The following is a 14,165-nucleotide window of genomic DNA, read 5'->3' as shown; positions in this document are numbered from 1 at the left end:
GCGTGCGGACCGGGGTCCGCACCCACCGGAAAGACCCTTGAGGGAGTGCCGGCCGCTGGCCAGCATGCACTCCGGCGCATGGATCACGGCAATGCCGGCCAGCGGCCGGCACGACCGGTGAGGCAACCGCAGTGATCAGCGCTGCTCGGCGGCGACCAGCTCGGCCAGCTGCACGGCATTCAGGGCAGCACCCTTGCGCACATTGTCCGACACGATCCACAGGTTCAGGCCGCGCGGGTGCGACAGGTCCTCACGGATGCGGCCGACATACACCGCGTCGGTGCCCGAGGCGTGGGTGACCGGGGTCGGGTAACCACCGGCCTCGTGGCGGTCGACCACTTCGATGCCCGGCGACTGCTCCAGCAGCGCGCGTGCTTCGGCCACGGTGACCTTGTCACGGGTCTCGATCGCCACTGATTCGGAGTGGCCGTAGAACACCGGCACGCGCACCGCAGTCGGGTTCACCAGGATGCTGTCGTCGCCGAGGATCTTGCGGGTTTCCCAGATCAGCTTCATCTCTTCCTTGGTGAAGCCGTTGTCCTGGAAGTCGTCGATGTGCGGGATCAGGTTGAAGGCGATCTGCACCGGGAAGCGCTGCGGATCGATCTCCTGGAAGCTCAGCAGCTGGCCGGTCTGCTTGCCCAGCTCCTCGGTGGCCGAACGACCACCGCCGGACACCGACTGGTAGGTGGAGACGTTGATGCGCTCGATGCCGTACTTGCGGTGCAGCGGCGCCAGCGCCACCAGCATCTGCATGGTCGAGCAGTTGGGGTTGGCGATGATGCCGCGCGGACGGTTGGCGACCTGTTCCGGGTTGACCTCGGACACCACCAGCGGCACGTCATCGTCGTAACGGAAGGCCGAGGAGTTGTCGATCACCACCGCACCAGCGGCGGCGAACTTCGGCGCGTATTCCTTGGACACGCTGCCGCCGGCCGAGAACAGCGCGATCTCGACGCCGGTCGGATCGAAGGTGGCCAGGTCCTGGACCGTGACCTTCTGGCCGTTGAACTCGATCTCGCCGCCGGCCGAACGCTCGGAGGCGAGGACGCTCAGGGTGCCGACCGGGAAGTCACGCTCGGCCAGGATCGACAACATGGTCTCGCCGACGGCGCCGGTGGCACCAACGACGGCGACGTGGAAACTGCGCTGTGCATTGCTCATGGGGGAAACTCTCACGAAAACGGGGATGGGGAAAAATCACGCACGACAGCTGGGTTCGGGGAACCTCCTCAAGCGGGGCGCGCGGAGGTTCCCTATCGTTTCCCGGTTTTTTTGCCCAGAGTCACGCGCGCGGCCATCGCCGCGTCAGCGTTGATCGCGCTCGGCATGCGCGACGGGCCGCCGTCCAGGCCGAGCCCGGCGACCAGATTATCGACGGCCAGCTGTACCATCGCCGTGCGCGTAGCCAGCGAGGCACTGCCGATGTGCGGAGTGAGCACCACGTTGCGCAGCGCCAGCAGTTCGGGGCGTACTTTTGGCTCGCCTTCGTACACATCCAGGCCCGCTGCTGCAAGGCGACCGTTGGCCAGCGCATCGGCCAGCGCGATCTCATCGACCAGGCCGCCGCGGGCGATGTTCACCAGCGTCGCCGACGGCTTCATCTTCGCCAGCGCGGCGGCATCGATCAGATGGTGCGAGGCCGGGGTATACGGCAGCACCAGCAGCAGGTGGTCGGACTGCGCGAGCAGCGTATCCAGGTCCACATAGGTGGCGCCCACTTCCGCCTCGGTCGCGGCCGGCAGCTGCGATCGGTTGTGGTACAGCACCTTCATGCCGAAACCGTGCGCGCCGCGGCGGGCGATACCCTGGCCGATGCGGCCCATGCCGAGGATGCCCAGCGTGCTGCCGTGGATGTCGGCACCGAGCATGGTCTGGAACGACCACTGCTGCCACTGGCCTTCGCGCAGCCAGCGCTCGGATTCAGTGATGCGGCGCGCGGTCGCCATCAACATGGCGAAACCGAGATCGGCGGTGGTTTCAGTGAGGACGTCCGGGGTATTGCTGGCGAGGATGCCGGCCGCGCTGAGCGCGTCGACGTCCAGGTTGTTGTAGCCCACCCCGACATTGGCGATCACCTGCAGCTGCGCGGCGCCGGACACCTGGGCCGCACCGATGCGCTCGTTGAGGGTGATGATCGCGCCATCGGCGCTGGCCAGCTGTTCGGCTATCTGGTCCGGCGACCAGGCGGTGACCGTGTCGGTGCTGCGCAGCTGCACGCGATCGCGCAGCGGCGCGATGGCCGCGTCGATCAGCGGCTGGCTCACCCACACGGTCGGCCGCGTGTCAGCCATCGATCTGCCCGGGAATGCGCGGGGTGATCGTGCCGACATCGCCGCACTGCGCGCGGTGGCGCAGCGCCTGGTCCATCAGCACCATCGCCACCATCGCCTCGGCGATCGGGGTGGCACGGATGCCGACGCAGGGGTCGTGACGACCGGTGGTGACCACCTCGACCACGTTGCCGGCGGTATCCAGCGACGGGCCCGGCAGGCGCAGGCTGGAGGTCGGCTTCAGGGCGATCGAGGCGACCACCGGCTGGCCGGTGGAAATGCCACCGAGGATGCCGCCGGCATGGTTGCTGGCGAAGCCCTGCGGGGTCAGCAGGTCGCGGTGTTCGGTGCCCTTCTGTGCGGCGCTGGCGAAACCGTCGCCGATTTCCACGCCCTTCACCGCGTTGATGCTCATCAGCGCGGCAGCGAGTTCGCCATCAAGCTTGCCGTAGATCGGCTCGCCCCAGCCCGGCGGCACGTTGTCGGCGACCACGTCCACGCGCGCACCGACCGAATCACCGGACTTGCGCAGCGCATCCATGTACGCCTCCAGCTCGGGCACCTGTGCGGCGTGCGGCCAGAAGAACGGGTTGTCTTCCACCGCCGACCAGTCGAAACCGGCCGGGGTGATGTCGCCCAGCTGCGACAGGTAGCCACGCACGGTGACGCCGAAGCGCTCGGCCAGCCACTTCTTGGCGACCACGCCGGCGGCCACGCGCATGGTGGTCTCGCGTGCCGAGGAACGGCCGCCACCGCGCGGGTCGCGGATGCCGTACTTGTGCCAGTAACTGTAATCGGCGTGGCCCGGGCGGAACTGCTGGCCGATGTTGGCGTAATCCTTGCTGCGCTGGTCGGTGTTGCGGATCAGCAGCGCGATCGGGGTGCCGGTGGTCAGGCCCTCATACACGCCGGACAGGATCTCGACCTCATCGGCCTCGCGCCGCGCCGAGGTGTGCCGGCTCTTGCCGGTGGCGCGGCGCTGCAGGTCGTGGGCGAATTCGGCCGCGTCCAGCGCCAGCCCCGGCGGGCAGCCATCGATCACGCAGCCGATGGCCGGCCCGTGCGACTCGCCGAACGTGGTGACGGTGAACAGCTTGCCGAACGAATTGGAGCTCACGGGCGCTGCGCCGCCAGTTCGGTGATGCGGGCGCTGTGGGCGATCAGCTCGCGGCATTCGACCGCGAAGATGCCCATCTGGCCGACCTTGAACTCGATCCAGGCGAAATCGACTTCCGGCAGCAGCTTGATCAGATGCTGTTCGGACTCGCCCACTTCACAGATCAGCAGGCCGTCTTCGCTCAGGTGCAGCGGCGCGTCACGCAGGATCTTCAGCACCAGGTCCAGGCCGTCGTCGCCGGCACGCAGGCCCATTTCCGGCTCGTAGGAGTATTCCTTCGGCAGCGCATCGGTCTCGTCGTTGGTGACGTACGGCGGATTGGTGACGATCAGGTCGTAGTGGCGGCCGGACAGGCCGTTGAACAGGTCCGACTTGATCAGGTTGACGTTGTACGCCTGCAGCCGCTCCCGGTTTTCTTCAGCCAGCGACAGCGCGTCGTCGCTCAGGTCGACGCCGTCCACCTGCCAGTTCGGGTAGTAGTGCCCCATGGCGATGGCGATGCAGCCCGAACCGGTGCACAGGTCCAGCGCACGGTACACGTCGCGGCCGGCCAGCCAGGGCTCGAAGCCGCACTCGATCAGTTCGGCGATCGGCGAGCGCGGCACCAAGGCGCGCTTGTCGCTCTTGAAGCTCAGGCCGGCAAACCAGGCTTCACCGGTCAGGTAGGCGGCCGGGATGCGTTCGTCGATGCGGCGCTGGAACAGCTCCAGCACGCGCAGCTTCTCGGCCTGCAGCAGGCGCGCCTGGCCGTAGGCCGGGCCGAGGTCGTGCGGCAGGTGCAGGCTGTGCAGCACCAGCTGGGTGGCCTCGTCCAGCGCGTTGTCGTAGCTGTGCCCGAAGGTCAGCCCGGCTTCGTTGAAACGGCTGGTGCCGTAGCGGATCAGATCGATGATCGTGTGGAGTTCGGCGGCCGTTTCAGCGGTCATGGCGGTACTGCGGGCAAAGTGGCCCCCGATTATAGGGGCTGGCGCCCGCGGCGGCATCCGTTGCGGCGGAAACGATCGGGCCGCAGCCGGTATGATGGAGCCCATTTCGCGCGGGAGCCCCCATGTTCAATCGCAACGCCGGCATCATCCTGCTGATCGCCCTGGCGGCGGGGCTCGGCCTGCTGGCCGCCCAGCAGGTGTTCGCGCCGAAGCCGCCGGCCAACGCCCCGGCCACCGAAGCGATCACGCTGTACCCGCAACCGCGTGAACTGCCCGACTTCAACCTGGCCCAGTCCGATGGCACCCGCCTGATCCCGGGCGAACTGAAGGGCCACTGGACCCTGGTGTTCCTGGGCTTCACCTTCTGCCCCGACGTCTGCCCGACCACGCTGGCCGAGCTGGCCGGCGCGCAGAACCAGTGGGAGGCTCTGCCCGATGGCCTGCGCCCGCGCGTGCTGTTCATCTCGGTCGACCCGGACCGCGACAGCGCCACCCGCCTAGGCGAGTACGTGCACGGCTTCCACAAGGACACCCTGGCCGCCACCGCCGATATCCCCTCGCTGGAGCGCTTCGCCACCTCGCTGGGCTTCGTGTTCCAGAAAGTGCCGGGCAAGCATTTCGACGAGAACCCCGAGGACTACACCGTCGAGCATTCGGCCAGCCTGGCCGTGCTCGACCCGCAGGGCCGTCTTGCCGGCCTGGTGCGCCCCCCGTTCAATGCGCCGGCGATTGCCCGCGACCTGCAGAAGCTGACCGAGAAAACTGCCCCATGAGCCTCACCACCGCCCTGACGTACGCCCTGCCCCACCGCCTGCTGTCCTCGATGGCGCGTTCGCTGGCGTACTCGGACGATCCGCGCGTGTCGCGCTGGCTGATCGACACGGTCACCCGCAAGTTCAACGTCAACCTGGACGAAGCGGCCAACCCGGACCCGCGCAGCTACGCGACCTTCAACCAGTTCTTCACCCGTGCACTGAAGCCGGGCGCGCGCGTGGCCGATGCCGATCCGCGCAGCCTGGTGATGCCCGCCGACGGCCGCATCAGCCAGCTCGGCAGGATCGAGGCCGGCCGCATTTTCCAGGCCAAGGGCCAGTCGTTCACCGCCGCCGAGCTGCTGGGCAGTGACGAGGATGCCAAGCCGTACAACGATGGCCTGTACGCCACCGTGTATCTGTCCCCGCGCGATTACCACCGCGTGCACATGCCGTGGACCGGCACCCTGCGCGAGACGGTACACGTGCCGGGGCGCCTGTTCAGCGTCGGCCCGGCCGCCGTCAACGGCGTACCGCGCCTGTTCGCGCGCAACGAGCGCCTGGTCTGCCACTTCGACACCAGCTTCGGCCCGATGGTCAGTGTGATGGTCGGTGCGCTGCTGGTTTCCGGCGTGGAAACCGTGTGGAGCGGCGAGGAGATCCCGGCCTACGGTGATCGCATCACCCGCAAGGACTACCGCGGCCAGGGCATCAAGCTGGAGCGTTTCGCCGAAATGGCACGCTTCAACTACGGCTCGACCGTGATCGTGCTGCTGCCGCCCGGCGTGGCCGAGTTCGCCCCGCAACTGGGCGCCGAAAGCCCGGTGCAGCTGGGCCAGGCCCTGGCGAAACTGCGCTGACCAAAAGGGGACGGAGGGGATTAAGTCGTTTATGCATAAACGACTTAATCCCCTCCGTCCCCTTTTTGGCGTTACTGCAGGGCCGGGGCGGGGCCGACGTCCATGCCGTCGTAGTCTTCCACGCCCTTCTCCGCGGCCAGCGCCGCGAATTCCTGGTTGCGGCGGTCCAGCGAGGCTTCGTCGTGGATCTCCACGCGCTCCACGTGCAGCACGTGGAACGGCGCGTCGCCCTCTTCCGGCTCCTGCTCGAACAGTTCCACGAAGGCATAGCCCTGCGCCTGCAGGTGGTCCGCCAGTGCCTGCAGCGGCTCGGCGCTGGAGTGGACGAAGAAGTACCCCCACAGCAACGGGCCGTTGATGTCCCAGTCGGTGTTTTCGCGGAGGTTGGCGAACAGGTTGCGGGTGGCTTCGAGGTCCATGCGGGTTCCAGGGGTCGGGGGGATTACTTGTCGCAGCCCTGCAGCTTCAGCGTCTGGCCGTGGCGCAGGCTGTAGGCAGGGCCCTTCAGGCCATTGGCACGGGCCAGGGTCGGCACGTCGCACTGGAACTTCGCCGCGATGGCGCTCAGGGTCTCGCCCTTGCCCACCTTGTGGCTGCGCACCGGCTTCGGACGCGCGGCCGGCGTCGGGCGGGGCGTCGCCACCGCCGCCACCGGCGTGGTCGGCACGCTGGTGGATGCAGCCGCGTCGGCCACCGGTACCACACCGCCCACCGCCACGCTGCCGGTGTAGCTGGCCGCGGTTGGGCGCTTGATCGCTGCGTTCAGATCGGCGGTGATCAGGGTGCGGGCCAGGTCGGCACGCGGGCCACTGACGCAGTTGCGCTGGTACAGCCCGGCGATGCGGGTGGTGGCGTTGATCAGCGTGCCGGCCGGAATCCAGCCATCGGCTTCATAGCGCGGGTTGAGGTTGCGCAGCGCACGCATGTAGCCATCGCGCGTACCGTGGCTGCCCAGGCAGATGGTCAGTTCGTAGATGGTGGTGGACTTGGCCAGGCGCAGCGTGGCCGGCTGGGCGCTGATCTTCGGGAACTCCACGCCGTACTGCTGCGGGTGCAGGAAGATCCAGGCCGCGGCGATCACCATCGGCACATAGTCCTTGGTCTCGCCCGGGAACTGGTTGTAGACGCTGTCGGTCCAGAAGCTCTGGCCGGCGCTCTGCTTGAACACGCGTGCGGCACGGCCTTCGCCACCGTTGTAGGCGGCCACCGACATTTCCACGTTGTTGTTCAGTTCCCGCAGGCGCTCGTTGAGGTAGCTGGCGCTGGCCTCGGCCGCGCTGCGCGCGTCGAAACGGGTATCGAAGCCGGTGCCGTCCGGGCCGAGGCCGAAGCGGCGGCCGGTGGCCGGCATGAACTGCATCAGGCCGGCGGCACCGGCACGCGAGGAGGCATGTACGCGACCGTTGGATTCCTTGGCCATGATGCCGAACAGCAGTGCCTCGGGCAGGCCACGCTTCTCCCACTCCGGCCACATCACCGCGCGCAGGTTCTGGTAATTCTCGTAGCTGGTCAGCAGCGCCGGGCGCATGTCGGTCAGCCAGCGACGGATGCCGGCCTGCACTGCCGGGTTGTACTCGACCATGCTGTCGAAGGCGTGCCGCTTGTCGTTCAGCAGCGCGGCAGCGCGCGCGGCCTCGGGCACGTCCGCGGTCAGCGGGCCGATGTGGTCGGGGTCGGCTTCCAGGCGATCACCGCCCTCGTCGGCCACGTCATCGCTGGCGGCCGCATCGGCGTCATGCTTGAGCAGGCGCTTGTAGCTGGCCAGCAGGGTGCCCATCTGGCAACCCTTCTGCTTCACGCAGTCGTTGAGGACATCTTCCATGTCCTCCAGCGCGGCATCGGCCTCGTTGCTGCCCTTGGGATCCGCATTGGCGACCAGCAGCAGAGCGTCGCTGTAGCGCTTTTCGGCGGCGGTCATGCGCTGCTGCAGCGCATCCACCTTCACCTTGTCCCGGGCCGAAACCCGCTGTGCATGGGCGTCGGGCGCCAGGGAAACCAGGCCGGCCAGGGCCAGCAGCGGCCAACCACGGGAAATCAGGACAGGAACGGGCATTGATGGCACTGTGTGCGAAACAGGCAGGCAGAGTAGCGGCGCCGCCAAGGTCCGGGCAAGCCGACCTTCGGACCGTCACTGCCGGCGGTTAACATTGGGCTATTCATCACAAGGGCTGGACCATGGATCCGATTCTGCTCGGCAAAGGCATTACCGACGATATTGCCGTCACCCTGCTGCCGAAACTTGGCAACCGCCACGGCCTGGTGGCCGGCGCCACCGGTACCGGCAAGACCGTGACCCTGATGACGCTGGCCGAGGGCTTCTCGCGACTGGGCGTGCCGGTGTTCCTGGCCGATGTGAAGGGCGATGTCTCCGGCCTGGCCGTGCCCGGCAGCGGCGCCGAGAACCTGCTCCAGCGCGCCGCCGAGATCGGCGTGGCCGACTATGCGCCCGCCGCCAGCCCCACCCTCTTCTGGGACCTGTACGGCAAGCTGGGCCACCCGGTGCGCACCACCGTCAGCGAAATGGGCCCGACCCTGCTGTCGCGCATCCTCGAATTGAACGACACCCAGGCCGGGGTGCTCGACATCGTGTTCAAGCTGGCCGACGACCGCGGCCTGCTGCTGCTGGACATGGACGACCTGCGCGCCCTGCTCGGCCTCGTCGCCGAGGAGCGCAAGGACATCTCCACCGAGTACGGCCTGGTCAGCGCGCAGTCGATCGCCGCGATCCAGCGCTCGGTGCTGCGCCTGGCGCAGGACGGTGGCGAGAACTTCTTCGGCGAACCGGCGCTGGAACTGGCCGACATCATGCGGGTCAACCACGACGGCCGCGGCATGATCGGCATCCTCGCCGCCGACCAGCTGGTGCTCAAGCCCAAGCTGTACTCCACCTTCCTGCTGTGGCTGCTGTCGGAGCTGTTCGAGCAGCTGCCGGAAGTGGGCGACCTGGACAAGCCGAAGCTGGTCTTCATCTTCGACGAGGCGCACCTGCTGTTCGACGATGCACCGCCATCGCTGGTGCAGCGCATCGAGCAGGTGGTGCGCCTGATCCGTTCCAAGGGCGTGGGCGTGTATTTCTGCTCGCAGTTCCCCGACGACGTGCCGGGCAACATCCTCGGCCAGCTCGGCAACCGCGTGCAGCATGCGCTGCGTGCGTTCACCCCGCGCGACCAGAAGGCGGTGAAGACCGCGGCCGAGACGTTCGTGCCGAACCCAAAGCTGGACGTGGCCAAGGTACTGAGCCAGCTCGGCACGGGCGAGGCCCTGGTCTCCACGCTGCAGGACAAGGGCGTACCGATGCCGGTACAGCAGACGATGATCGCGCCGCCGCGCTGCCGGATGGGGCCGATCACCGACGCCGAGCGCGCCCAGGTGCGTGCCGGCAGCCCGGTCGGCAGCCGCTACGACACCGCGATCAACCGCGAATCGGCCGCCGAGCTGCTGGCCCAGCGCGCACAGAAGACCGTCGAACAGGCGCAGGCGCCGGCCGCGCGCAGCCGCGAGCAGGACGAAGCACAGGAAGGTGGTTTCGGCCAGGCGATCAAGGACGCGATTTTCGGCACCAAGCGCCGCCAGGGCATGATCGAAACCATGGCCAAGCAGACCACGCGCACCGTCGGCACCAAGCTGGGCAACCAGATCGTGCGCGGCATCCTCGGTGGCATCTTCGGCGGCAAGCGCTAGCTGCCCCTGCTGGGGTCGGATCCCTTTCCGCTGGAAAGGGATTCGACCCCACTCACCCATCGCTTCCCCTCGAAAAGAAGTCGTATTGCATGTCGCGTTGGCGTCCCCCCGCAGAAAAAAGCACGGCCCTGATCACCGCCTCTGGGCATGCCCGACTGAAGGCCGAACTGGATGAGCTGTGGCGTGTGCGCCGCCCGGAGGTGGTGAAGGCGCTGGCCGCCGCTGCCGCGGAAGGCGACCGCTCCGAGAACGCCGAGTACACCTATCGCAAGAAGCAGCTGGGCGAGATCGATCGCCGCGTGCGCTACCTGACCAAGCGGCTGGAATCGCTGCGCGTGGTCGATACCACGCCGACCGATCCGCAGGCGGTGTTCTTCGGCGCATGGGTGGAGCTGGAGAACGTGGACAGCGGCGACACCAGCCGCTACCGCATTGTCGGGCCGGATGAGACCGATGCCGGCCTGGGCTGGATCAGCATCGATTCCCCCCTGGCGCGTGCACTGCTGAAAAAGCGGCTGGACGACGAGTTCTCGGTGGAGCTGCCCGGCGGGCAGTTCACCTTTGCGGTGATCGGGGTGGAGTACGCGCCTGTGTAGCGTCGAGTCATGCTCGAACTCGCTGTACATGTAGAGCCGCGCCCATGCTCGGCTGATGGGCAAACGCAGCCGAGCATGGGCTCGGCTCTACAACGGCAGCGGCGGCAACGGCGGCGGGTACGCGCGTTCTGCACGCAGCGGGCGGAAGTAGTCGGCATTGCGATAGAAGGCGGAATCCTGCACGTCGTGCCAGCCGGGAATCCCGGCCAATGGCAGGGGCCGCAGCTGCAGCGGATCGGTCACCGCCCTGCCCTCGGCAATGGCCTCGGTCACCGCGTCAATGCAGGCAGCATCGGCATCACCCTGCACCACCACGCACTTGCCCACCAGCAATCGCCCTGGCAGCAACGCCTGTTCCATCAGCGCATGCCCGAATACCGCGGCAATGGCGATGTCACCCCCCTGCCAGCGCGTTGGCTCGAACAACGCAGGCCAGTCATGCCCATCCCACGCACGCAGCAATGTGTCATCGCGCACACGCACGATCACGCCGGTTTCGTCGAACTGGGTCAAGGCGGCCTGCGCGCGGTTGCGCTGGCCGGGTGGCATGGCCTCGATATGCCGGCATTGCTGCGCGTTCAGTGCACGCTTCAGCTGCGGATGGGAGGCCCACACCAGTGCATTGAACAGGTCATGCCAGTTGTCGGCACGGGTGGCGATGCGCCCCTGCGCGATGCGCGCCTCGTAATGCAGGCCGTCGGCCAGCAGCGCGGCATCCTGTTCCACCAGCTGCCAACCCGGCAGGGACAGGCGTGCGTCAAGTGCCGCGATGGACGGCCAGTGGGGGCCAACCAGAAGATCACGGACGTCCTGCAGCCCGGCAAACAGCGGGTGCCCGAACACCTGCGGATCGACCGCCGCACGTGGCGGCGGTACGAAGCGGCGGACGCCGCTGCCGTCACCGGCGGCGGCCGTCGCTGCGGTCACAGCATCTTGAGGTCGAATGCCGGGCGGGTAGCGGCGGGCAGCGCGTCACCGTACAGGTCGTGCTCGTCGCTCTCGGTGATCTCCACGTCGACGAATTCGCCCACGCGCAGCGGAACCTGGTCCGCATTCTGGATGTGCACCAGGCCGTCGATCTCCGGGGCATCGGCCTTGGAGCGGGCCACGGCGATGTCGCCTTCGATGGCGTCGACCAGGCACTGCTGCACGGTGCCGATCTTGGCCTCCAGGCGCGCGGCGGAGATCTGTGCCTGCTTCTCCATGAAGCGGGCCAGACGCTCCTGCTTCACTTCCTCCGGCACAGCATCGGGCAGATCGTTGGCGGTCGCCCCCTCAACCGGCGAATAGGCGAATGCGCCCACGCGGTCCAGCTGCGCTTCGTCGAGGAACGACAGCAGTTCTTCGAACTCGGACTCGGTCTCGCCCGGGAAGCCGACGATGAAGGTCGAACGCACGGTGATGTCCGGCGCAATGCGGCGCCAGTTCTGCACGCGTTCCAGGGTCTTCTCGACCGCGCCGGGGCGCTTCATCAAGCGCAGGATGCGCGGGCTCGCGTGCTGGAACGGGATGTCCAGGTACGGCAGGATCCGGTTCTCCGCCATCAGCGGCACCACCTCGTCCACGTGCGGATACGGGTAGACGTAGTGCATGCGCACCCACGCATCCAGCTCGGACAGGCCTTCGCACAGCGCCTTCAGGCGGGTCTGGTAGGCCTTGTCGCGCCACATCTTCTCGGCGTACTTCACGTCCACGCCGTAGGCCGAGGTGTCCTGCGACACCACCAGCAGTTCACGCACGCCACCACGCACCAGGCGCTCGGCTTCACGCAGCACCTCGTCGACCGGGCGCGAGACGAGCTTCCCGCGCATCGACGGAATGATGCAGAAGCTGCACTTGTGGTTGCAGCCTTCGGAAATCTTCAGGTAAGCGTAGTGCCGTGGGGTCAGCTTGATGCCGTAGTCGGGTACCAGGTCCACGAACGGATCGTGCTTGGGCGGCAGCGCTTCGTGCACCGCTTCCATCACGCTCTGGTAGTCCTGCGGGCCGGACACCGCCAGCACGTTGGGGTACGCCTCGCGGATCTGCTCCGGGCGCTTGCCCAGGCAGCCGGTGACGATGACCTTGCCGTTCTGGTTCATCGCCTCGCCAATGGCATCCAGCGACTCGGTCACCGCCGAATCGATGAAGCCACAGGTGTTGACCACCACCACGTCGGCCGAATCGTAGGACGGGACGATGTCGTATCCCTCCGAGCGGAGCTGGGTGAGGATGCGCTCGGAATCGACGAGGGCCTTCGGGCACCCTAAAGAAATAAACCCTATACTCCTGCGATCCGACACTGCGACACCTGGCTCTATGGCTACAAAGGCGAGAGTTTACAGCTACTTGCGCTTCAGTGACCCCAAGCAGGCGGCCGGCAGCAGTGCCGACCGCCAGCTCGAGTACGCTCGCCGCTGGGCCTCCGAGCACGGAATGACCTTGGATTCGGCCCTCTCCATGCAGGATGAGGGCCTTTCCGCCTACCACCAGCGCCACGTGAAAAAGGGCGCCCTCGGGGTGTTCCTGGCGGCCATAGATGAGGGACGGATCCCCTCCGGGTCTGTGCTGATCGTGGAGGGCCTGGACCGCCTCAGCCGCGCCGAGCCCATTCAGGCGCAGGCCCAGTTGGCACAGATCATCAACGCCGGCATCACCGTGGTGACCGCCAGCGACGGCCGCGAGTACAACAGGGCCGGGCTCAAGGCCCAGCCCATGGATCTTGTCTACAGCCTCCTGGTGATGATCCGGGCCCACGAAGAGTCCGATACCAAGAGCAAGCGCGTGCGCGCGGCGATCCACCGGCAATGCCAGGGCTGGATCGCCGGCACCTGGCGCGGGGTCATCCGGAACGGGCGTGACCCGCACTGGCTGGAACTGACCAAGCCCGGCGAGTTCAAGCTGGTGCCGGATCGAGCCGAGGCCGTTCGGCTGGCCGTCCGCATGTTCCGCGAGGGCAACGGCGCGGTCACCATCATGCGCGCCCTCGAGGAGCAGGGACTGCAGATCACCAACGGGGGCAACCCCGCCGGCCAGCTCTACAAGATCGTCCGCAACCGGGCGCTGGTGGGCGAGAAGGTGCTCGAGGTGGAGGGGCAGGAGTACCGGCTGCCGGGCTACTACCCGCCCCTGCTGACGGCAGAGGAGTTTGCCGACCTGCAGCACGTCGCCGGCCAGCGCATCCGCCGCAAGGGCACCAGCGAGATCCCCAGCCTGATCGCCGGCATGCGTGTCACCTACTGCGGGTACTGTGGCTCGGCCATGGTTGCGCAAAACCTGATGAATCGCGGTCGTCGGGCGGATGGCCAACCGCAGCATGGGCACCGCCGCATGATCTGCGTCGGAAACTCCCAGGGCTCGGGCTGCGCAGTTTCCGGGAGTTGCAGTGTGGTGCCGATCGAGCACGCGCTTATGACTTTCTGCGCCGACCAGATGAACCTGACCCGGCTCCACGAGGGGGGCAATCGCGAGGCCAGCATCAGTGGTCAGCTCGCAGTGGCCCGCGCGGCCGTCGCCGACACCACCGCCAAGATCGAAAAAGTGACCGATGCCCTGCTTTCGGCGGCCGCTGGTCAGGCCCCGGCTGCATTCATGCGCCGCGCCCGCGAGCTGGAAGAGACGCTGGCCGGCCAGCAGGCCGAGGTGGACGCCCTCGAGCACGAGCTGGCCAGCGCTGCCATCTCGCCGCCGCCGGCGCTGGCACAGGCCTGGGCCGATCTGGTGGAGGGTGTGCGTGCGCTCGACTATGACGCCCGTATCAAGGCTCGCCAGATGGTCGCGGATACATTCGAGCGAATCGCCATCTACCACCGCGGCATTGAGCCCGTCCAAACCCGGTCATGGAAAGGAACCATCGATCTGGTGCTGGTGGCCAAGCGCGGCAGCACGCGGGTGCTGCACGTTGACCGGCAGACCGGCGAATGGCGGTCCGGCGAGGAGCTGACCACTGAGGCGCTGCCAGCGCCGCTGTAGCGGAACGAT

General features: G+C 67.4%; 13 protein-coding genes. 5 read left to right on the top strand and 8 right to left on the bottom strand.

The window, feature by feature from the left end; translation table 11 throughout:
• Window positions 1–135 precede the first annotated feature (135 nt).
• The 4 genes from ACXI0D_RS21060 to prmB all read right to left on the bottom strand — a co-directional run bounded on the left by ACXI0D_RS21060 (window position 136) and on the right by prmB (window position 4,316).
• Window positions 136–1,164, bottom strand: coding sequence for an aspartate-semialdehyde dehydrogenase (locus tag ACXI0D_RS21060; protein WP_049445577.1), 1,029 nt, complete (start codon window positions 1,162–1,164; stop codon window positions 136–138).
• Between the two features lie 92 nt (window positions 1,165–1,256).
• On the bottom strand, window positions 1,257–2,294 hold the full coding sequence (locus ACXI0D_RS21055) for a 2-hydroxyacid dehydrogenase (RefSeq protein WP_049445580.1): 1,038 nt from the start codon (window positions 2,292–2,294) through the stop codon (window positions 1,257–1,259).
• Entirely contained in the window at window positions 2,287–3,390 is a 1,104-nt protein-coding gene (aroC, locus tag ACXI0D_RS21050; protein ID WP_005410486.1) for a chorismate synthase, read from the bottom strand. Before aroC ends, ACXI0D_RS21055 begins: the two co-directional genes overlap by 8 nt.
• On the bottom strand, window positions 3,387–4,316 hold the full coding sequence (prmB, locus tag ACXI0D_RS21045; RefSeq protein ID WP_014037975.1) for a 50S ribosomal protein L3 N(5)-glutamine methyltransferase: 930 nt from the start codon (window positions 4,314–4,316) through the stop codon (window positions 3,387–3,389). Before prmB ends, aroC begins: the two co-directional genes overlap by 4 nt.
• Before the next feature lie 122 nt (window positions 4,317–4,438).
• On the opposite strand from prmB, the gene ACXI0D_RS21040 reads away from it, so the two are divergent.
• The gene (locus ACXI0D_RS21040) at window positions 4,439–5,089 is read left to right on the top strand and encodes an SCO family protein (RefSeq protein ID WP_005417991.1); all 651 of its coding nucleotides are present in this window, start codon (window positions 4,439–4,441) and stop codon (window positions 5,087–5,089) included.
• The gene (gene asd / locus ACXI0D_RS21035; protein WP_049445583.1) at window positions 5,086–5,928 is read left to right on the top strand and encodes an archaetidylserine decarboxylase; all 843 of its coding nucleotides are present in this window, start codon (window positions 5,086–5,088) and stop codon (window positions 5,926–5,928) included. The genes ACXI0D_RS21040 and asd overlap by 4 nt, the downstream gene beginning before the upstream one ends.
• Window positions 5,929–5,999: 71 nt before the next feature.
• Here the strand turns inward: asd and ACXI0D_RS21030 are convergent, their stop codons facing one another.
• Entirely contained in the window at window positions 6,000–6,347 is a 348-nt protein-coding gene (locus ACXI0D_RS21030) for a ribonuclease E inhibitor RraB (RefSeq protein ID WP_014037978.1), read from the bottom strand.
• A 23-nt stretch (window positions 6,348–6,370) separates the two neighbouring features.
• On the bottom strand, window positions 6,371–7,981 hold the full coding sequence (locus ACXI0D_RS21025; RefSeq protein ID WP_119006573.1) for a transglycosylase SLT domain-containing protein: 1,611 nt from the start codon (window positions 7,979–7,981) through the stop codon (window positions 6,371–6,373).
• Between the two features lie 122 nt (window positions 7,982–8,103).
• Between ACXI0D_RS21025 and ACXI0D_RS21020 the strand changes: the two genes are divergently transcribed.
• Both ACXI0D_RS21020 and greB read left to right on the top strand, forming a co-directional pair.
• Window positions 8,104–9,609: a helicase HerA-like domain-containing protein gene (locus ACXI0D_RS21020; protein WP_014037980.1), complete on the top strand. Its 1,506-nt coding sequence runs from the start codon at window positions 8,104–8,106 to the stop codon at window positions 9,607–9,609.
• Window positions 9,610–9,698: 89 nt separating this feature from the next.
• Entirely contained in the window at window positions 9,699–10,205 is a 507-nt protein-coding gene (gene greB, locus ACXI0D_RS21015) for a transcription elongation factor GreB (protein WP_014037981.1), read from the top strand.
• A gap of 87 nt (window positions 10,206–10,292) precedes the next feature.
• Here greB and ACXI0D_RS21010 read toward each other — a convergent pair whose 3' ends face one another.
• Both ACXI0D_RS21010 and rimO read right to left on the bottom strand, forming a co-directional pair.
• On the bottom strand, window positions 10,293–11,132 hold the full coding sequence (locus ACXI0D_RS21010) for a DUF3025 domain-containing protein (RefSeq protein ID WP_119006574.1): 840 nt from the start codon (window positions 11,130–11,132) through the stop codon (window positions 10,293–10,295).
• On the bottom strand, window positions 11,129–12,487 hold the full coding sequence (gene rimO / locus ACXI0D_RS21005) for a 30S ribosomal protein S12 methylthiotransferase RimO (protein ID WP_479643120.1): 1,359 nt from the start codon (window positions 12,485–12,487) through the stop codon (window positions 11,129–11,131). The genes ACXI0D_RS21010 and rimO overlap by 4 nt, the downstream gene beginning before the upstream one ends.
• A 46-nt stretch (window positions 12,488–12,533) precedes the next feature.
• Between rimO and ACXI0D_RS21000 the strand changes: the two genes are divergently transcribed.
• On the top strand, window positions 12,534–14,156 hold the full coding sequence (locus ACXI0D_RS21000) for a recombinase family protein (protein ID WP_479643119.1): 1,623 nt from the start codon (window positions 12,534–12,536) through the stop codon (window positions 14,154–14,156).
• The last annotated feature ends 9 nt before the right edge of the window (window positions 14,157–14,165 follow it).

Source organism: Stenotrophomonas sp. C9D9 (assembly GCF_056491205.1).
Note: the sequence above shows the minus strand (reverse complement) of the source record. Positions and strands in the feature narration are given on the sequence as shown.